Source organism: Candidatus Pelagibacter sp. Uisw_106 (genome assembly GCF_047724975.1).
In the GTDB taxonomy this organism is placed as follows: domain Bacteria; phylum Pseudomonadota; class Alphaproteobacteria; order Pelagibacterales; family Pelagibacteraceae; genus Pelagibacter.
In genome coordinates this window covers 347,493-366,558 of record NZ_CP159819.1, presented here as the reverse complement: position 1 = coordinate 366,558, position 19,066 = coordinate 347,493, and the positions used below count along the sequence as shown (strand labels likewise).

19 protein-coding genes are annotated in these 19,066 nt (G+C 28.6%); 4 read left to right on the top strand and 15 right to left on the bottom strand.

Annotated elements, in window-relative coordinates; translation table 11 throughout:
- Positions 1–7 precede the first annotated feature (7 nt).
- The gene (locus ABXT45_RS01925; RefSeq protein ID WP_415314082.1) at positions 8–916 is read left to right on the top strand and encodes a homocysteine S-methyltransferase family protein; all 909 of its coding nucleotides are present in this window, start codon (positions 8–10) and stop codon (positions 914–916) included.
- Here the strand turns inward: ABXT45_RS01925 and ABXT45_RS01920 are convergent.
- The gene (locus tag ABXT45_RS01920; RefSeq protein ID WP_415314081.1) at positions 909–1,796 is read right to left on the bottom strand and encodes a DMT family transporter; all 888 of its coding nucleotides are present in this window, start codon (positions 1,794–1,796) and stop codon (positions 909–911) included. The two genes, ABXT45_RS01925 and ABXT45_RS01920, sit on opposite strands and share 8 nt — an antisense overlap.
- Positions 1,793–2,272 carry a YbaK/EbsC family protein gene (locus ABXT45_RS01915; RefSeq protein ID WP_415314080.1) on the bottom strand — a complete coding sequence of 160 codons (480 nt, stop codon included), beginning with the start codon at positions 2,270–2,272 and terminating at the stop codon, positions 1,793–1,795. The genes ABXT45_RS01920 and ABXT45_RS01915 overlap by 4 nt, the downstream gene beginning before the upstream one ends.
- Before the next feature lie 146 nt (positions 2,273–2,418).
- On the opposite strand from ABXT45_RS01915, the gene glnA reads away from it, so the two are divergent.
- On the top strand, positions 2,419–3,825 hold the full coding sequence (glnA, locus tag ABXT45_RS01910) for a type I glutamate--ammonia ligase (RefSeq protein WP_415314079.1): 1,407 nt from the start codon (positions 2,419–2,421) through the stop codon (positions 3,823–3,825).
- Between the two features lie 6 nt (positions 3,826–3,831).
- On the opposite strand, the gene ABXT45_RS01905 is transcribed toward glnA, so the two are convergent.
- From ABXT45_RS01905 to ABXT45_RS01865, 9 genes are read right to left on the bottom strand one after another with little or no spacing between them, the layout of a single operon-like run.
- The gene (locus ABXT45_RS01905) at positions 3,832–4,002 is read right to left on the bottom strand and encodes a hypothetical protein (protein ID WP_006997167.1); all 171 of its coding nucleotides are present in this window, start codon (positions 4,000–4,002) and stop codon (positions 3,832–3,834) included.
- Between the two features lie 58 nt (positions 4,003–4,060).
- Entirely contained in the window at positions 4,061–4,393 is a 333-nt protein-coding gene (locus ABXT45_RS01900; protein ID WP_415314078.1) for a HesB/IscA family protein, read from the bottom strand.
- A complete protein-coding gene (locus tag ABXT45_RS01895) occupies positions 4,393–4,689 on the bottom strand; it encodes an iron-sulfur cluster assembly protein (protein ID WP_415314076.1) in 297 nt (98 codons plus the stop codon). Before ABXT45_RS01895 ends, ABXT45_RS01900 begins: the two co-directional genes overlap by 1 nt.
- Positions 4,690–4,697: 8 nt before the next feature.
- Positions 4,698–5,162 (bottom strand): Fe-S cluster assembly sulfur transfer protein SufU, encoded by a 465-nt coding sequence (gene sufU, locus ABXT45_RS01890; protein ID WP_415294566.1) that lies wholly within the window; start codon positions 5,160–5,162, stop codon positions 4,698–4,700.
- Positions 5,162–6,379, bottom strand: a complete 1,218-nt coding sequence (locus ABXT45_RS01885) for an aminotransferase class V-fold PLP-dependent enzyme (protein ID WP_415314075.1) — start codon at positions 6,377–6,379, stop codon at positions 5,162–5,164. Before ABXT45_RS01885 ends, sufU begins: the two co-directional genes overlap by 1 nt.
- The gene (sufD, locus tag ABXT45_RS01880) at positions 6,376–7,617 is read right to left on the bottom strand and encodes a Fe-S cluster assembly protein SufD (RefSeq protein WP_415314073.1); all 1,242 of its coding nucleotides are present in this window, start codon (positions 7,615–7,617) and stop codon (positions 6,376–6,378) included. The genes ABXT45_RS01885 and sufD overlap by 4 nt, the downstream gene beginning before the upstream one ends.
- Before the next feature lie 3 nt (positions 7,618–7,620).
- The gene (gene sufC, locus ABXT45_RS01875; RefSeq protein ID WP_415314071.1) at positions 7,621–8,355 is read right to left on the bottom strand and encodes a Fe-S cluster assembly ATPase SufC; all 735 of its coding nucleotides are present in this window, start codon (positions 8,353–8,355) and stop codon (positions 7,621–7,623) included.
- Positions 8,356–9,798, bottom strand: a complete 1,443-nt coding sequence (gene sufB, locus ABXT45_RS01870; protein ID WP_415314069.1) for a Fe-S cluster assembly protein SufB — start codon at positions 9,796–9,798, stop codon at positions 8,356–8,358.
- Position 9,799: 1 nt separating this feature from the next.
- Positions 9,800–10,225, bottom strand: a complete 426-nt coding sequence (locus ABXT45_RS01865) for an RrF2 family transcriptional regulator (protein ID WP_415314067.1) — start codon at positions 10,223–10,225, stop codon at positions 9,800–9,802.
- Between the two features lie 156 nt (positions 10,226–10,381).
- On the opposite strand from ABXT45_RS01865, the gene ABXT45_RS01860 reads away from it, so the two are divergent.
- Positions 10,382–11,038 carry an alpha/beta hydrolase gene (locus tag ABXT45_RS01860; protein ID WP_415314065.1) on the top strand — a complete coding sequence of 219 codons (657 nt, stop codon included), beginning with the start codon at positions 10,382–10,384 and terminating at the stop codon, positions 11,036–11,038.
- 2 nt (positions 11,039–11,040) lie between these two features.
- Here the strand turns inward: ABXT45_RS01860 and ABXT45_RS01855 are convergent, their stop codons facing one another.
- Entirely contained in the window at positions 11,041–12,168 is a 1,128-nt protein-coding gene (locus ABXT45_RS01855) for an anhydro-N-acetylmuramic acid kinase (protein ID WP_415314063.1), read from the bottom strand.
- A 44-nt stretch (positions 12,169–12,212) separates the two neighbouring features.
- Here ABXT45_RS01855 and tyrS point away from each other — a divergent pair, with 44 nt between their 5' ends.
- Positions 12,213–13,442 carry a tyrosine--tRNA ligase gene (tyrS, locus tag ABXT45_RS01850; RefSeq protein WP_415314062.1) on the top strand — a complete coding sequence of 410 codons (1,230 nt, stop codon included), beginning with the start codon at positions 12,213–12,215 and terminating at the stop codon, positions 13,440–13,442.
- Here the strand turns inward: tyrS and ABXT45_RS01845 are convergent.
- Genes ABXT45_RS01845 through ABXT45_RS01835 form a run of 3 tightly spaced genes read right to left on the bottom strand, consistent with a single transcriptional unit; the run spans position 13,439 to position 19,059 of the window.
- Positions 13,439–15,631, bottom strand: coding sequence for a hypothetical protein (locus tag ABXT45_RS01845; protein ID WP_415314061.1), 2,193 nt, complete (start codon positions 15,629–15,631; stop codon positions 13,439–13,441). The two genes, tyrS and ABXT45_RS01845, sit on opposite strands and share 4 nt — an antisense overlap.
- A complete protein-coding gene (prfB, locus tag ABXT45_RS01840; RefSeq protein WP_415314436.1) occupies positions 15,631–16,689 on the bottom strand; it encodes a peptide chain release factor 2 in 1,059 nt (352 codons plus the stop codon). The genes ABXT45_RS01845 and prfB overlap by 1 nt, the downstream gene beginning before the upstream one ends.
- Before the next feature lie 36 nt (positions 16,690–16,725).
- Complete coding sequence (locus tag ABXT45_RS01835; RefSeq protein ID WP_415314060.1) at positions 16,726–19,059, bottom strand: penicillin-binding protein 1A; 2,334 nt, start codon at positions 19,057–19,059, stop codon at positions 16,726–16,728.
- Between the last annotated feature and the right edge of the window lie 7 nt (positions 19,060–19,066).

Genomic DNA, 19,066 nt, shown 5'->3' with positions numbered 1-19,066 from the left:
AACAAAGATGGATATAAATTTTTTCAAAGAAACCAGAGTTCTAGATGGTGGAATGGGTCAAGAGTTATTAGCGAGAGGTGTAGAAGCAAATGGTACCCTCTGGAGTGCTAATGCATTATTGCAGGAAAAATATCATCAACTTTTGCTTGATACACACTTAGATTTTATAAATTCAGGTGCTGAGATTATTGTAACAACAACATTTACCACAAGAAGAATGAGATTAAGGGATAATGGTGTTGAAGATAAATTTGAGTATTTAAATACTAAAGCTGGTGAAATAGCTAAAAAAGCAAAAGATTTAAATCCACATATCTTAGTTGCTGGAGGATTGCCTCCTCAATATTTAACCTATGAAGCAGACACAAGAGCTAATGATGAAATTAAAGAAAATTTCTATGATCAAGCAAAATTACTTGATCCTTTTATAGATTTTTTTTATTTTGATGTATTAAGTAGCGTAAGAGAGTTTAAATTAGCTATCGAAGCCATAAAAAGTTTCAATAAACCTTATCTTATTGGGGCTCATATCTCAGAGGGTGTGAAATTGCCAAGTGGTGAAAATATTTCTGAGATTATCACAACAATAAATCACAAAAGTTTACTTGGAATAATACTTTCTTGTGTATCACCAGAAAATTATGAAAAAAATCTTAATGAAATAAAAAGTTTAGATGTTCCATTTGGCTTTAAACTCAATGGGTTTATTACAACAAAACCTACAGCTGGTTACACAAATACTTTTAATAAAAGTAAAACAGGAAACCCAAATGAATTTCTGGGTCATAGAGAAGATCTGATACCAGAAAAAATGGCTTTAATAGCAAAAAAATTTAAAGAAGCTGGTGCAACAATTCTGGGTGGTTGCTGTGAAACCAGACCATCACACATTAAGGAGATGGCTAAACTTAAGTAATTTTTTTATTTCCTGCTTTTTTTACAAAATAAAGCCCAACTAAAACCGCTAATAGTGAAGTTAAAACTTTATCAGTAATTAATTCATCTAAAAATATATAACTTAATATAATTCCAAAAATAGGTATTAAATAAGAAACTTGAGACTGAAATATTAGTCCATTGTTCTTTAAAATTCTAAATCTAAGAAGCCATGCTAAACCTGTTGATACTAAACCAAGATAAACTACAGAAATACTTGACACTATTGAGGGTGTAGTTTCCCAAGGTTTTTCTATAAAAGAAACTAAAGGTATCAAAATTATTATAGCCCAGATTAATATTGAGCCTGTTACATTTTCATTTTTTTTATCACTGATTTTAAGAGTTAAAACTCCACCTACTACATAACAAGTTGACCCAAGTAAAATCATTAATGCAGAGAAAAAATTATTATCATTAATTAACAAATTGTCTGAAAATAAATAAACTATTCCTGAAAAACCAATTAATATTCCGAATGTTTTAATAAAGTCAAATTTTTCATTTTTAGTAAAAAAATGTCCTAATACAGTTGAGCTTAATGGTGTAGTTGACATTAATATTGCTGCTAAATTACTTTGAACCGATTTTACACCGTAGGCAATTAAAAAAAATGGTAGTACTAAATTTACAAATCCAATTATAGCAAACCAATACCAATCTTTTGAAAAAGCTTCTATTTTAATTTTTTTATAAAAACATAATAATAGCACTGGAATTGATCCAAAAAAAACTCTTAAGAAAGCAATTGTAATAGGACCAAAAGATTCTGTTGCAATTTTTATATTAAAAAAAGCTGACGCCCATATTAAAGATAAAATTACTAATAAAGTATAGTCAATTAATTTAGGCTGTCTCATTCAATTATATCTTCAACTTTTCCATTTGTAATTTTTTGAATATCTTTAAAATTAATCTTAAAAATGCAGTTTGGATGTCCCGCTGCAGCAAACAGTTCATTAAACCTTTCTAAAGATTTATCTATAAAAATTTCCAGCTTATTTAAATGACCTACTGGTGAAACACCACCAATTGTATAGCCAGTTTGAGTTTTAACTTCTTCTGGAAAAGCCATAGAAATATCTTTTATATTCTTAATTTTTTTTAATTTATTTAATGAGCATCTCTTGTCACCTGCCACTAAACACAAGGTAAAATTATCCCCAGTTTTAAATAATAAGCTCTTAACAATTGCACCCACATCACAACCTAAAGCTATTGCTGCATCTTTTGCTGTTCTGGCTGAATTTTCAAGTACGATAACTTCCAAAGATTGGTCAAAACCTTTAAGAAATTTTTCCACTCTTTTAACTGGTTCTTTGTCTAATAAGCTCATATTTCAACTAACAATTGATTGCTAATTTAGCAAATAATGTTGTAATTCATATGTAAAAAACGCATAGGTGATATTTATTAATCAAGCAATATTGTTTTAAAAAGATTTGTTAATAATGAGCTACAAAATTTAAAAAGGGAGAAACTATGACTGCTAGTAATGTATTAAAATTTATTAAAGATAAAGAAGTTGAATTTATTGATTTAAGATTTACTGACCCTAGAGGAAAACTTCAACATTTAACTATGGACCATACGATTGTTGACGAAGAAATGCTTAATGAGGGTGTATTTTTTGACGGTTCATCCATAGCTGGGTGGAAGGCTATCAACGAGTCAGATATGATTTTAAAACCTGATACATCAAGACTTGTTATGGATCCTTTTACCTCTCATAATACTTTAATACTTTTTTGTGACATTTTAGATGCTGTTAAAAAATCTCCTTATGAAAGAGACCCAAGAGGAACGGCGAAAAAAGCAGAAGAGTATTTAAAAAAATCTGGAATTGGTGATAAAGCATTTTTTGGTCCTGAACCCGAATTTTTTGTTTTTGACGATGTTAGAATTAATAACAATCCAAATAATACTGGTTTTATAATAGACAGCAAAGAAGGTCCTTATAATTCTGGAACTATATATGCCAATGGAAATATGGGTCACAGACCTCCAGTTAAAGGTGGATATTTCCCAGTACCTCCAGTTGATAGTGAGCAAGATATGAGAGGTGAATATTTAAAAAGTTTAAAAGAAGTTGGTGTTAAAGTTGAAAAACATCACCATGAAGTTGCTCCAAGTCAACATGAGCTAGGTATGGTTTTTGGAACTTTAGTTGAAACAGCAGATAATGTTCAGCTTTATAAATATGTAGTTCAAATGGTTTCTCATTCATTCGGAAAAACAGCAACGTTTATGCCTAAACCTGTTGCTGGTGACAATGGTTCTGGAATGCATATTCATCAATCAATTTGGAAAAATGATAAGCCTGTTTTTTCTGGTGAAGCTTATGCTGGATTATCAGAGATAGCATTACATTATATTGGTGGTATTTTAAAACATGCAAAAGCTATTAATGCTTTTTCAAACTCTACAACAAATAGTTATAAAAGATTAATACCAGGATTTGAAGCACCTGTACTGTTGGCTTACTCTGCAAGAAATAGATCTGCATCTTGTAGAATACCAATTAGTTTAAATAAAAATGGTGCCAGATGTGAGATAAGATTTCCTGATGCCTCAGGAAACCCTTACTTAACTTTTGCTGCTATGCTTATGGCTGGTTTAGATGGAATTAAAAATAAAATACACCCAGGTGAATCTTTTGACAAAGATCTTTATGATTTACCTCCAGAAGAAGTTAAAAATATTCCAACTGTTTGCGGTTCATTAAGAGAGGCAATGGAAAGTTTAGATAAAGATAGAGAGTTTTTAACTGAAGGTGGTGTATTTACTGACGATCAAATTGATGCTTATATTGCTTTAAAATTTGAAGAGATACACAGATTTGAACATGCACCTCATCCTGTAGAATTTGAGATGTATTACAGTAGCTAAGACTAATTATTGTCTAGTTGTTGCGATTGTATCTTTGTTAATTCCTTTTTTAACAACGTAATCCTGTGTGCCATTAGCACCAGTGTTTACTTCTTTTCGAAGTGTCTTGAAAAAAGTTCTTTCTTTCAATGACTTTTCTAAAGATTTAACAAGATTTTTAAATTCAAATTTGTTCATACCTATTTAATACACTAGATATGTGATATTTGCAATACTGATATGCGTTAAAGTAATATTAAACTTTAAATGATTCACCGCAACCACAACGCTCAGATTCATTGGGGTTATTGAATACAAATGATGATGAAAATTCTTCTTTTTTATAGTCCATTTCAGTTCCCAATAAATACATAACAGCTGCAGCATCCACAAAAACCTTAACACCCTTGTCCTCAATTATTTCATCTGATGGATTAATTTCTTTTGCATATTCCATTACATAAGACATGCCAGCACAACCACCAGACTTAACGGCAACTCTAACACCAATTGAATTTGATTCAATACCAGACATAATTTCTTTAATACGACTTGCAGCATTGTCACTTAGTTTAATTATTGGATTCATTATAAATTTAACTCCAATTTAGCAGATTCTGACATCATTGATTTTTCCCAAGGTGGTTCAAAAACTAAATCAAGATCAACTTCTTTAATACCTTCCACTTGCATGGCACTATCTTTAACCTCTTGAGGTAAGCTTTCAGCGACAGGACAATTGGGTGTAGTTAAAGTCATTATAATTTTAGCTTTATCCTCTTTTACCTTAACGTCATAAATCAAACCTAATTCATAAATATTAACCGGTATCTCAGGATCATAAATTTTTCTAATTTCAGCTATTACCTGTTCTCTTAAATCCATAATTTTATCTAGTTTTCAGTATTGATTTCTTCTTGAGTTTTGTCAATTGCAGAAATTAAAGTGTGCCATGATAATGTTGCACATTTTACTCTCATTGGATATTGTTTTACTCCAGATAAGCACATTAACTTAGTTTTTTCATCTTCCTGCAAATTTTTTGATTTTAATTCAGGGTTCTCTTTAATCATACCCAAAAAATCATTTACAATTTCTTTGACTTGAACTTCTTCTTTTCCCTTCATTAAATCAGTCATTATTGATGCTGATGCCATTGAAATTGCACAGCCACTTCCCTCAAATGAAACATCTTGTACTTTTTTGTCTTCATCCAATTTTAGAAATATATGAACATTATCACCGCATAAAGGGTTATTACCTTTTGCATCTTTGTTAAAATTTTCTGTCTTTCTTAGATTGCGTGGATTTTTTCCATGTTCTAAAATAATTTCTTGATAAAGTTCTTTAATATTCATTATAAATTAAAAATTTTTTTACAGTTATTTATTGAGCTATTAAGTTGGTCTAGATCTTCCTTTGTATTATAAACACCTAATGAAGCACGTGCGCTTGCTGAAATTCCCAATTTATCATGTAAGATTTGACAGCAATGGTGTCCGGCTCTTATAGCAACACCATCTTCATCTAATATAGTGGCTATGTCGTGTGGATGTACGCCTTCAATTGTAAAAGATAAAACTGCAGCTCTATTTTTAGGATTACCTATTAATTTAACAGAATTGTTTCTTTTTAAGATTTCTTGTCCATATTCAATTAACTCTTGTTCATGTTTGATCATACTTTCTATTCCAACTTTTTCTAGAAACTTTATAGATTGATCAAAGGCAATAACTTGTGCTGTTGCCATTGTTCCAGCTTCATACTTGTTTGGTAAATCACCATAAGTAATACTGTCTTTTTTAACGTCATTAATCATACCACCACCACCTTGATAAGGAGGTAATTGTTCTAACCATTTTTTTTTAGCATAAAGCACTCCAAGACCAGTTGGTCCATACATTTTATGACATGAAATAGCATAAAAATCACAGTCAATATCTTGCATATCTAACTTTAAATGTGGTGCACCCTGACAACCATCAACTAAAACTGCGATACCTTTTGAGTGAGCTAATTCTGTTATTTCTTTAACTGGCAAAACAGCTCCAGTCACATTAGATAAATGAGTAATAGCAATTAATTTTGTTTTTGAATTAATTTTTTTTTCAATACTTTCGAGAGTAATTTCACCATCATCATTAATTTCTGCAAATTCAATCTTAATCCCTTTTGATTGTCTTAAAAAGTGCCATGGCACATAATTAGAGTGATGTTCAAGTTCAGTTATAAGAATTTCGTCTCCATGTTCTAAATATTTTTGGCCAAAAGTATTAGCCACAAGGTTAATTGCTTCAGTGGCACCTTTAGTAAATACAATTTCATTTTTATCTTTAGCATTAATATATTTTTGAACAGAAGATCGTGTATTTTCATAAAGATTAGTTGCTGCCACTGCTAAGTAATGAACACTTCTGCCTGTATTTGAAAATTCATTAGTATAAAACTCGTTTACTCTATCAATTACTGATTGTGGTTTTTGAGATGAGTTAGCACTATCAAGATAAACAAGATCATTATTATGAATCTTGTTACTAAATATTGGAAATTCTTTTTTTATGCCTGATATACTCATTCTGTAATTCCTATCATATTTTTAATTAGATCTTTAATTTCTATATCTGTAATTTTTTCTACTGCGTCCATTAAAAAACCATTGATTAATAACTCTTTTGATTGCTGATTACTCAAACCACGAGACATCAAGTAAAATATTGCATCTTCATCTAAATTTCCAGATGTTGCTCCATGAGAACATTTCACATCATCAGCATAGATCTCAAGTTCTGGTTTTCCATCAAATTCAGTATTCTCACTTAATAATAAAGCTTTACTAAGTTGATACCCATTTGTTTTTTGGGCTTTTGAGTCTACATAAATTTTACCTTGATAAATGCCTTTTGCATTTTCATTTAAAACACTTTTAATTAATTGATAGCTTTTTGTATTTTCGGCTAGATGATTAATGTTAGTTTTGATTTCATGATGTTGTGAGTTTGTTAAATTGATTATTCCATTAATAAATGCTGAGCTGTACTCATCATTTAAATTACAATTAATTTCATTTTTTATAAATTTAGACCCAGTCGAAAAAATAAAGTTTTCTGAAATACTATTTTTTGCTAAATTAATATTATTATAGGAGTATTTAATATTAGAATTTTTTTTATGATCGATCTTATAATTTTTAAGAATAGCATCTTGTGCAATATCAAAATTTTGAACTATATTAATAAAATTATTTTCAGAATTATCATCAAACAAATCTATAAGTTTCAAACTGCTATTTTTTTCAAGAACAATATCTGTTTTCAAATTGATCGCTGTTGACTTAAGCTCTTTGGTTGTAATATTGTATATAATTAAAGGCTCATTCATGGAATAGTTCTCTTTAACCGTTACTCTGATATAACTGGCAATGAGAGCATTGTTTAATGAAACCAATGAATTAACTTCTTTGAAATTTTTATTTTGATTTAAATCTCTTGTTATCAAAACTTTAGTGTCATCTTCAGAGCTAAAATCAACTTTTGAAATTACACCGTTAAGAAAAATTATCTTATTGTGTGCAAATTTATCAATAAAGGTAGTTTCATCAATCTCACTTATTTCAAAGTCAGTATGAAGGCGTAAATTTTCAATATTAGAAGAAATTATCTGATTCAAATCTGAAAATTTCCAATCTTCCACTCTTTTATTTGGAAAACCATTCTCTACAAATTGATTAAAGTTTTCTTTTCTAGAATTTATACTTTTCTCTGAAAGTTTTAAACTTTTTATGACTTTATTAAAATCTACTTTTAGTTGTTCCATAATCTAACTTAAACTTTCGTATCCTTTCTTTTCAAGCTCTAATGCAAGTTCTGACCCACCTGATTTAACTATTTGTCCATTAATTAGAACATGCACAAAATCTGGTTTTATATATTCTAATAATCTTTGATAATGAGTAATGATTAAAAAAGAACTTTCTTTACTTCTTAATGCATTAACACCTTCTGAAACTATTTTTAAAGCATCGATATCAAGACCAGAGTCTGTTTCATCTAAAATTGATAATTTGGGATTTAAAATTGACATTTGTAAAATTTCATTCTTTTTTTTTTCACCACCAGAAAAACCAACATTTAACTGTCTGCTTAAAATTTTTTCATCAAATTTTAACTCTGAGGCTTTTTGTTTAACTAATTTTAAAAATTCGATTGCATCTAATTCTTTTTCACCTTTTGCTTTTTTAATTGCATTTAAAGATGTTTTTAAAAAGATATTAGTATTAACGCCTGGAATTTCTAAGGGGTATTGAAATGCTAAAAATATTCCCTTGTGCGCTCTCTCTTCAATCTCTAAATCTAGTAAATTTTTATTTAAATATGTAATATCTCCACTTACCGTGTAACCTTTTTTTCCAGAAAGAACGTTAGACAGTGTACTTTTACCAGATCCATTCGGTCCCATAATTGCATGCACTTCCCCTGGCTTAATTTCTAAATTTAATCCTTTTAAAATTTCTTTATTATCTATTTTTGCTTTAAGATTTTTAATTTTTAACATTTACCCAACACTCCCTTCTAAACTAATACCAACTAATTTTTGTGCCTCTACAGCAAATTCCATTGGAAGCTGCTGTAACACTTCTTTGCAAAAACCATTAACAATTAAACTGACAGCCTCTTCTTGATTTAAACCTCTTTGATTACAGTAAAATAATTGTTCTTCACTGATTTTTGAAGTAGTAGCCTCATGTTCAATATTTGAACTAGAGTTTTTATTTTTTATATAAGGCACTGTATGTGCACCGCATTTATTCCCCATTAACAACGAGTCACATTGAGTAAAATTTCTAGCATTATCAGCATTTCTAGCGATGTCCACTAATCCTCTGTATGTATTATCAGCAAAACCAGCTGATATACCTTTAGAAATTATTTTGCTTTTTGTATTTTTTCCAAGATGAATCATCTTTGTACCAGTGTCTGCTTTCTGATGATTATTGGTGATGGCTATTGAATAAAATTCTCCAACAGAATTATCTCCTTTTAAAATACAACTTGGATACTTCCATGTAATTGCTGAACCTGTCTCGACTTGTGTCCATGAAATTTTTGAATTTTTCCCCTTACATAATCCTCTTTTAGTAACAAAATTATAAATACCTCCTACACCATCTTTGTCTCCAGGGTACCAATTTTGAACCGTTGAATATTTAATTTCAGCATCATCTAATGCAATTAATTCTACATTAGCGGCATGCAATTGATTTTCGTCTCGCATTGGTGCCGTGCAGCCTTCTAAATAACTAACGTAACTTCCTTTGTCGGCAATAATTAATGTTCTTTCAAATTGACCTGTCTCTGTAGCATTAATTCTAAAATAAGTTGATAGCTCCATCGGACATCTGACACCTTCTGGAATGTAAACAAATGAACCATCTGTAAATACTGCAGAATTTAATGTTGCAAAATAATGATCTGATAAAGGAATTACTGATCCCAAATATTTTTTTACAAGCTCAGGGTGTTCTCGAATTGCCTCAGACATTGAGCAAAAAATTATTCCTTTTTTATTCAACTCACCTTTAAAAGTTGTTGCTACTGACACTGAATCAAACACAGCATCTACAGCTATACCATTTAATCTTGCCTGTTCTTGTAGTGGTATTCCTAGTTTATTATATGTTTCAAGTAATTTCGGATCTAACTCATCTAAACTTTTAGGTTTGTCATCCATGCTTTTTGGTGCAGAGTAATAGTAAAGATCTTGGTAATTTATTTTAGGATATTTTGGTTTTTGCCAATTTGGCTCTTTTAATTGCTTTAATCTTTCAAATGCTTTTAGTCTCCAATCAAGCATCCATTTAGGTTCTTTTTTTATATCTGAAATAAATTTAATAACCTCTTCATTTAATCCTTTGGGAGCTCTTGTGTTCTCAATATCTGTTGAAAAACCATATTTATAATCTTTTAATTTTTCTATCTCTTTTTCTCTAGCGTCCATTTTAATTTATACTTTCTAATTTATTGCTTATAAGATCTTTTAAATTTTTTTTCTCAAAAAAATTATTGATATGTATTTCAAGTTCATCCCACAAATTGTGGGTAATGCATTTCGATGTTTTGCTATTACATCCTTTTTTTGACTCTTTTTTACACTGAACAGTTTTAACTTCTTCATCTACAGCATTAAGTATATTTGCTAGTTTAATTTGAGCAGGATCTTTGTTTAAAACGTACCCACCATTAGTCCCTCTGGTGCTTTTCACTATGTTGTGTTTTTTTAGTTTTGAAAATATTTGTTCTAAAAAATCTAATGATATGCCCTGTCTTAATGATATATCCCTTAGAGATATAGGATCTACGCTGTTAAAATTAGCTAAATCAGCTAAAGCCATTACTGCATACCTGCCTTTTGACGTTAATTTCATTTTTTTGATATTAAGTTATTATTTACCCTTTAAACTGTGGATTTTATACAAACTTGACTAAATTAGTCAAGTATAGATTAGATAAAAAAGTTAACATATTGTCGCTCACTTATGATAGATGTAACTTTTTTTTGAGAATAATAATCAATATCATTTATGGATAACAAAATAGTAGAAGTTTTTATACCTGGACCTGCCGGAAGAATGGAAGCCAAGTATTACAAAAGTGAAAAAATTACATCACCAATAGCATTAGTATTACAACCCCATCCTCAATATGGAGGAACAATGAATAATAAAGTTGTAGTTGATACATTTCATACTTTTATGGAAAATGGATTTTCTGTATGTAGGGTAAACTTTAGAGGTGTTGGAAAAAGTGATGGTGAATTTGATAATGGTCAAGGCGAACTAGCGGATGCAGCTGCAGCCCTAGATTGGTTAGAACGTGAAAATTTTGACAACTCACAATGTTGGGTTTCAGGATTTTCTTTTGGATCACTAATAGCAATGCAACTACTAATGAGAAGACCAGAAATAAATAGATTTATTGCAATATCACCACAACCAAATGTTTATGACTTTTCATTCTTATCTCCATGTCCTACTTCAGGTTTAATGATTTATGGAAAAAAGGATGAGTTAGTTCCCTTGGAACATATTACAGATCTAGATAAAAGATTAAGCGCACAAAAAGGTATTAAAGTTGACTTTCAAGCTATAAATGATGCTAATCATTTTTTTACTAAAACAGAAGACGTATTGGTAAAAAATTTAGATAAATATATCAAAAAAGAATCTGCTTTATTTTAGTCTTAATAGTTTTTAACTAAAACTCCACCTATCGAAGGTTTTTCTACGTCTGTAGTGTTGGGATATGAAATTACTTTTTTAAGTACAGATCTGATTGCAAGATAAGCAAAAGCTTGAGACTCGATGAAATCTCCATCAATTTTATAATCATCAATTATTTTTAAAAAAATATTTTTTGGCAGTCTTTTTCTTATACTCTCCATTAAAGAAAAGTTTTTTCTTCCACCACCACAAACAATTATTGATAGCTTTTCATTTTCATTAAATTTTATTGATTTTAAGATTGATTGGTAAATTATTATTGCTGTAAAATCTACTAATGTTGATAAGCCATCCTCATATGAAAGACCTTTAACAAAACTTAAGTCAAAGTCTTTTATATCAAATGAAAGTTTTTTGTGATTACTTATATTGTCAAAATTATCAATCGCTTGATTTAGTATAACCTCACTAGTTTTTCCAGTGTTCGAGGCTTCTCCATTTTTATCGTATTTCATTTTCGTATGTCTTCTGACCCATTCGTCTAAAAGACAATTGCCTGGACCTACATCAAAACTTTTTAGGTCTTCATTATTTTTTGAGACAACAAGAGTAATATTTGCAATACCTCCTATATTTAAAATACAAGCTGGTTTCTCAATTTGATTCTGATTTATGAGTAAGTTGTGAAAAATTGGAGCTAATGGAGCTCCTTGTCCCCCGTTAAGAATGTCATTTTCTCTAAAGTTATAAACTACGTCTTTTTTTAAAAGACTTGATAGTAAATTACCGTCTCCAATTTGTTTTGATATTTTTTCCAGAGCATTATGAAAAATTGTTTGACCATGGAAACCAACTAGATCTACATCTATTCCAATGCTCTTTATGATTTCTTTACTAATTTTGGCGTGAAATAATGTAATTTTTCTCTCAAGCTCTTTAATTTTATCAGAATTAATGGTCAGATCTTTTATTGAATTTATTTTATCCCTTAGATTTAGTAAGTCTGAATAAATTACCTCATCATATTCAAAATATTTGTTGAATATAGGTTCATAGTTATTTTCACCGTCAGACTTAATAACTGATGCATCAACACCGTCCATAGATGTGCCGCTCATTAACCCTAAAGAAGTATAAAATTTTTCCATTCTTATTTTTTAAGTAAATATTGTATATTGTAGATAACATATTTATGAATAAATTTTTAAAAGAATTTAAAGATCGAGGTTTCTTTTACCAGTGCACTGGAGAAGAGAACCTGTCTCAATTATTAGATAAAGAAAAAATCAGAGCTTACATAGGTTTTGATTGTACAGCTGAAAGTCTTCATGTAGGTAGTTTGCTTCAAATTATGTGTCTTCGATTGTTACAAAAACACGGTCACCAACCAATAGTTTTATTGGGAGGTGGTACCACTAGAATAGGTGATCCATCTGGCAAAGATAAAACCAGAACAATTTTATCTGAAGAGGAAATTGAAAAGAATATAAATAATATTGAGAAAATTCTTAAGAATTTTTTAGATGATAAAGACCCAAAAACAAAACCTATATTTGTTAATAATTATACTTGGCTTAAAAATTTAAATTATATTTCTTTTCTAAGAGATGTAGGAAAACATTTTACAATCAATAAAATGTTAAGTTTTGATAGTGTTAAAATTAGATTAGAAAGAGAGCAGTCATTAAGTTATATGGAATTTAACTATATGATTTTGCAAGCTTATGATTTTTTAGAATTAAATAAAAAAGAAAACTGTATGCTTCAAATTGGTGGCTCAGATCAATGGGGCAATATTGTTAATGGAGTTGATCTTATAAAAAGATATTCAAACAATCATGTTTATGGTTTAACGACGCCTCTTATTACATTAGCATCAGGTGCAAAAATGGGTAAAACTGTATCTGGAGCTGTTTGGCTGGATAAAAAAATTCTTTCAGCATATGACTACTGGCAATTTTGGAGAAATATTGATGATCGGGATGTATTAAAGTTTTTAAAAATTTTTACAGATATTAATATTGATGAAATTGAAAATATTAAAAATGATGATATTAATGAATTAAAAATTTTACTTGCTAATAAAGCCACATCTATGCTTCATGGTGAGGATGAAGCCAAAAAAAGTCAAGAAACAGCAAAGCAAACATTCTCTGAAAATTTATTGGGTAATAATTTGCCAACCATTCAAATTAACAAAAAAATGTTAGCCAATAATATAAATATTATAGAATTAGTAATTCTATCTAAGTTAGAAAACTCCAAGAGTGAAATCCGAAGGTTAATTAAAGGAAATGGAATTAAAATAAATAGTCAGGCTATTTCCGATGAAAAGTTTTTAATTACTAAGAATTTATTTAAAGACAGCTTAATTAAGCTGTCTCTTGGTAAAAAAAAACATATTAAAGTTGAATTAATTTAGTTCTTTTTAATTTTTTCTAGTGTTCTTGTTATAAATCTAGGTGTTAAAGTTTTAATTGGATTTACAGTTGTGGATAGATTTTTTGGAGGTCCTTTTATTTTAAAACTTACACCAAAAACACCTTCACCTGTTTTTTCTCCAATCAGTATTTTTCCAAGGAGAGGAATTGAAGCTATAGATCTATTTATGGTTGTTGCAGGAACTAATGTTCCTCTCAAGCTAACCAATTTCTTTGATTCAATATATCCATCCATTAATATTGAAATGGCAGGTCCAATTGCATACATTTCTTCAATCTTAGTATGACCTTTTTGACTTGAATACCGCATTTCAAAATCAGTAAATCTTATTCCTTCACCGGTTAAAAGGTCTGCAATTCCTTGAAGCGATGCTAGGCTTAAAAGTTTAGCAAAAACGGGTACTTCTTTAACTTTAAAATTATCAATTACTAATACAGAATTGGAAACACCATCTTTTTTAATAGAATAAAAATCTAGATAACCTTCCTCAAATCCTTTTATAAAATCATACCTTTTAATCAAAGGTTTTGGGTGGTTTGAAAAGAATTTTGTAATAGTTTCTTTTTGCTTATTAGTTTGAATAGATAAATTCATTTTTTTATTATTAGAAAAAGTAGACTCTAGGTTCAATTTATCTAATTTATTTTCTTTAAAGGAAAAATTTCCAAATAAATTATTTGTATAATCATTTTTGTTTATAAAAGTTGTGTCTATTTTAATATCAAATTTAGAATTAAAATTTTCAAAAATCGTAGAACTTTCATCATCATCCATACTATTATTAATAAACTGAGTTGCATCAAAACTTGTGCCCTTTATAGAAAAATTAGATTTATTTCTCTTTAATTCTATTTTATTAAGAAGATTATTCTTATTTTTATAATCAAGCTTAACGTAATCTAAATCTTTAATTTTAAAGTTTTTGCTTAAAAATAAATCTTTAATTAAAATTTGATTATTTTTTTCTGTTATAGAAATAGTTTGGAATATTAATTCTTTATTTTTTTTGTAAATACCTTTTAAGAAAATATCTGAACTATCTCCTTTTTTCTTTTTATAATCTAAAAAATTTATTATTAATGGGTTTTTTCTAATATTAAGCTTTGTATCAAATATTATTTTTCCATCATCATTAACAATACTATAAGATAATTGCTCAAGTTCATCTCCAATATAGATATCTCCACCTCCCTTAATATCTAATATACCTTTTGTTAATTTAATCTTTACTTTATGATCTTCAAGTTTAACTTGCTCAGTATAATCGGGTAAAAAAGTTTTTAAATTTAGGGGGTTTTTAAGTAATTTAAAATTTTTTAGGTTTAAGTCTGTTTCAAGTTTTAAATCATTCAATTTTAATTTTTTGTTTACGTTAAAAGAAAAAGTATTTATAGAATTGAAATCTATCTTTTCCGCCTCAATAGCGCTTAGTAAGTCGCCAAGAATTGGTTTTAGTTTATTTATATCAAAATTTTTTTGATCACTTATCATTTCTCCTTCAATAAAAAATTGATTTTTCCTTTCTTCAATTTTAATTAAGGATGATTTTAACTTTATATTATTAATTTTTGTTTCTACTTTTCTTAATGTTAATTGATTTTTGCTTATATCAAATGAAAGGTTTAAATTTTCAATTTCTGCTTGGTCAAAAATATTAAATTTAGCTTTTTTAATAGTCCCATTTATTTGATAATCTTTTTTTATTTCCCCATCTAAATCAAACGTGAGATTTATATTTGCAGAAATTAACCCTGCTTTAGTAATACTGTCTAAAATAAAAAGTTGAGGTGATCCTTTAACTTTTCTTGTTAATGAGATTAGATCTTTAATTTGGATTTCTTTTGTGGAAATTTTCAAATCATCAATAGAAAACTGATTATTTATAAAAGATTTTAATGATATATTTGTGGTAATATCACTTAAATCTAGACTTTTATCTTCCAGTAATATTTTGGGGTTTTTTGCTGAAATATTAATACTGAAATTTAGTGGGTTTAATAAATAATTGACCTCGTTTAATGAAAGATTAATATTTTTATTAGTTTTTGAAACATTTTTTTTTATTTCATTATTAAACTTTTCGGTCTTTATTCCATATATACTTAAGTAAATAACAATAACTGCAACTGTTATTGTTAATATTATAAGAATTTTAATTATTCTTTTCATTATTTCACTTTATACAATGAACTTTCTAAAAAATCATCAATCTCACCATCTAAAATTTTATCTGGATTTGAGCTTTCAAAGTTAGTTCTGTTGTCTTTTACCATTCTGTATGGGTGAAGTACATAAGATCTAATTTGATGACCCCAACCAATTTCTGACTTGGAAGACTCTACTGTTTGGTTTTCTTTTTCCTTTTTCTTTAATTCAAAATCATACAGTCTTGCTTTAAGCATATTCATACAGGTGTCTTTATTTTTATGTTGTGATCTTTCATTTTGACATTGTACAACAATTTTAGAGGGTAAATGAGTAATTCTTACCGCACTGTCTGTAGTATTTACATGCTGTCCTCCAGCTCCACTTGATCTGTAAGTGTCAATACGCAAATCTTTTTCATTTATCTCAATTTCAATATTTTCGTCTACTACTGGATAAATCCAAATACTAGCAAAACTAGTATGTCGTCTAGCTCCAGAGTCAAAAGGAGATATTCTAACCAATCTATGAATTCCAGACTCGGCTTTTAACCATCCATAAACGTAATCACCCTCAATTTTAATAGTTGACGATTTTATGCCAGCTTCATCTCCTTTATGTTCACTAATTAATTCTGATTTAAAATTTTTAATATCTGACCATTTTAGATACATTCTTCTTAGCATTTCTGCCCAATCCTGGCTCTCTGTTCCACCAGCACCAGCATGAATTTCTATATAACAATCCAAACTGTCAGTTTCATTTGATAAAAAACATTTAGTTTCATTTTTTTTAGCTAGTTTTTTGAGATTTTTGATGCTCTCTAGAACTTCATTTATGACAGACTGATTTTTTTCTTCTAAAGCAAGTTCATTCAATTCATCTAGGTCAATTATTGATTTAGATGAATTTTCATATGAATTTATTAATTCTTCATATAATTTTTTTTCTTTAATAACTTTTTGTGAATTTGATTTGTCTTGCCAGAAATTAGATTCTAGTATTTTTTGGTTATTCTTTTGTAATTTTTTATGAATACTATGTGTTTCAAAGGTACTCCTTAACTCTTTGATTAATTTTATCTATTTCAGATTTGTAATTTAAATATTCATTATCCATTAATAGAACCTTAATATATTATTATTTTTTAATCTATTATTAATATCTTGATTCAATAAACTTTCTACTTTTATATCTTTATAGGCTTCAATGATTGTTCTTCTTGTTCCAATTTCAGCTTTTTTTCCTGTAACAGGATCAATAACTTTCATTAAAATATTTTTTGCAACTTTAAATGGTCTTGCATCTTCTTTCTTCACAGCTTTTTTAACAAAGCTTTTAAAAATTGGTAATGCTGTTTTTGCACCTGTTTCATATCTTCCAAGTGATTTTGGATTATCTGAGCCCACATAAACTCCTATTGTCAATTTTGAGGTAAAGCCAACAAACCAAGTATCTGTATTTCCATTCGTTGTTCCAGTTTTACCAGCTAAGTCTAAATTTAAAGCTTTTAAATTTTTTCCTGTTCCATTTTGAACAGTTCCCTCTAATATCGAGATCATTTGATATGCTGTTTCTGGAGAAAATATTTGCTCAAACTTGTCTTCTATATTTGGATAATTGTCACTTAAGTGAGATATTTGATCACAATTTACACACTCTCTCATTTCATTATTAAATATTGTATTACCTTCACTATCTTGAATTCTATCAATCATTATTGGTTTAACTAGTTTCCCTCCATTAACAAATGAAGAGTATGCTGATGTTAATTTTAACAACGTTGTCTCAGCAGAACCTAATGAAATTGATAAAAGCTCACTAGGATTTTCATAAATACCAAGTTTTTTTGAAAAATTAACAATCTTTTTAAGTCCAAGATCTTGTGCAATTCTGACTGTCATCAAATTTCTAGATTTTTCCAATCCCATTCTTAGTGTTGATGGACCATAAAATTTTTTTCCATAGTTTTCTGGTTTCCACTTTTTTAAATCAGATCCTTGCTCTAAAACTAATGGTGCGTCTAAAATTAAAGTTGATGGTGTGTATCCATTTTCAAGAGCCAAAGCATAAATAAAAGGTTTGAAAGCAGAACCAGGCTGTCTTAGTGCCTGTGTTGCTCTATTAAATTCACTTTTTTTAAAACTAAATCCACCACTTAAAGCCAACACCCTTCCAGTAAAAGGATCCATAACGACAATCCCCCCATTAACCATGGGCAACTGTCTTAAAGCAAAAATATTTTTATTAATGTTTTCAACATAAATAACATCTCCAATTTTTAATATTTCTTTAAAATCTTTTTTGATCCATGAAATATTTTCATATTTAATAGTTCCTTTTTTTTCATATTCTGTTTCAATTTCTATTGAAAATTTATCTATCTTGTTAACTATTGCTAAGTCCCAGTTAATTGATTTTTCTAACTTAAACTTATCTACTTTTTTATTCCATTTTTCTAATTTTTTAACATTAGTCAATGCTCCACGCCAACCTTTTCTTTTATCATATTCAATGAGACCCTGCCTCAATGACTCTGTTGCGATTTTTTGTAAATGAAGATTAATAGGTGTGCTTATATTTAATCCTTGCTTATAAACTTTATCAAATCCTAACTTTTCAACAATATCTTTTCTAATATCTTCAACATAATAACTTGTATCTTGTGTAAAAACTTTTTTTCTTTTTTTTAGTATAATTTTTTTTGACAAAAGTTCTTGTTGATTTTTTTTATTTATATAATTATTTTCAAATAAATTATTTATAACTAAATCTCTTCTAAATTTTGCAAGTTCAATATTTTTATAAGGATTATATCTACTTGGGGCCTTTGGTAGGGCCGCTAATAAAGCTGCCTCTTCATAATTTAATTCACTAATTGATTTGTCAAAATATTCTAAGCTGGCTGATGCAACACCATAAGTACCTTCACCAAGATATATTTGATTTAAGTATAGTTCTAATATTCTTTCTTTTGAAAGAGCCCTTTCTATTCTAAAAGCAAGAATTGCCTCTTTAATTTTTCTATTTAAGCTTACTTCATTTGTTAATAAAAAATTTTTTGCTACTTGTTGAGTTATAGTTGATGCGCCCTCTAGTCTTCTTGATGCAATTACATTGAAAATATTATTAATTATTGCTCTTAATACTCCTTTGGCATCTACACCAGGGTGTGAATAGAAATTTTTATCTTCTGCAGATAAGAAAGAGTTAATCACTTTTTCTGATATTGATTTATAGGGTACAAATATTCGTTTTTCTGATGAAAAATCATTCACTAACTCGCCGTCACCTGAATAAACTTTACTAGAAACTGATGGTTTATAATTTTTAAGGAATTTATAATCTGGTAAATTGTTAGAAAAAGCCCACAAAACAGCTAATATTGAAAATGCAGATAACAGACCAATACTTAAAACTAATATAAATATATTTTTAATTATTCGATGCATTTTAGTT

Coding starts and splice junctions, on each gene's coding strand:
- ABXT45_RS01865 (WP_415314067.1), bottom strand. CDS start 10,225: ATGAAATTAACGTCAAAAGGCAGGTATGCAGTAATGGCTTTAGCTGAT.
- ABXT45_RS01895 (WP_415314076.1), bottom strand. CDS start 4,689: ATGGATTTAAGAGAACAGGTAATAGCTGAAATTAGAAAAATTTATGAT.
- ABXT45_RS01860 (WP_415314065.1), top strand. CDS start 10,382: ATGGATAACAAAATAGTAGAAGTTTTTATACCTGGACCTGCCGGAAGA.
- sufC (WP_415314071.1), bottom strand. CDS start 8,355: ATGTTAAAAATTAAAAATCTTAAAGCAAAAATAGATAATAAAGAAATT.
- ABXT45_RS01925 (WP_415314082.1), top strand. CDS start 8: ATGGATATAAATTTTTTCAAAGAAACCAGAGTTCTAGATGGTGGAATG.
- ABXT45_RS01845 (WP_415314061.1), bottom strand. CDS start 15,631: ATGAAAAGAATAATTAAAATTCTTATAATATTAACAATAACAGTTGCA.
- glnA (WP_415314079.1), top strand. CDS start 2,419: ATGACTGCTAGTAATGTATTAAAATTTATTAAAGATAAAGAAGTTGAA.
- ABXT45_RS01915 (WP_415314080.1), bottom strand. CDS start 2,272: ATGAGCTTATTAGACAAAGAACCAGTTAAAAGAGTGGAAAAATTTCTT.
- ABXT45_RS01835 (WP_415314060.1), bottom strand. CDS start 19,059: ATGCATCGAATAATTAAAAATATATTTATATTAGTTTTAAGTATTGGT.
- ABXT45_RS01905 (WP_006997167.1), bottom strand. CDS start 4,002: ATGAACAAATTTGAATTTAAAAATCTTGTTAAATCTTTAGAAAAGTCA.
- ABXT45_RS01855 (WP_415314063.1), bottom strand. CDS start 12,168: ATGGAAAAATTTTATACTTCTTTAGGGTTAATGAGCGGCACATCTATG.
- ABXT45_RS01885 (WP_415314075.1), bottom strand. CDS start 6,379: ATGAGTATATCAGGCATAAAAAAAGAATTTCCAATATTTAGTAACAAG.
- tyrS (WP_415314062.1), top strand. CDS start 12,213: ATGAATAAATTTTTAAAAGAATTTAAAGATCGAGGTTTCTTTTACCAG.
- ABXT45_RS01900 (WP_415314078.1), bottom strand. CDS start 4,393: ATGAATCCAATAATTAAACTAAGTGACAATGCTGCAAGTCGTATTAAA.
- ABXT45_RS01920 (WP_415314081.1), bottom strand. CDS start 1,796: ATGAGACAGCCTAAATTAATTGACTATACTTTATTAGTAATTTTATCT.
- sufD (WP_415314073.1), bottom strand. CDS start 7,617: ATGGAACAACTAAAAGTAGATTTTAATAAAGTCATAAAAAGTTTAAAA.
- sufU (WP_415294566.1), bottom strand. CDS start 5,162: ATGAATATTAAAGAACTTTATCAAGAAATTATTTTAGAACATGGAAAA.
- sufB (WP_415314069.1), bottom strand. CDS start 9,798: ATGGACGCTAGAGAAAAAGAGATAGAAAAATTAAAAGATTATAAATAT.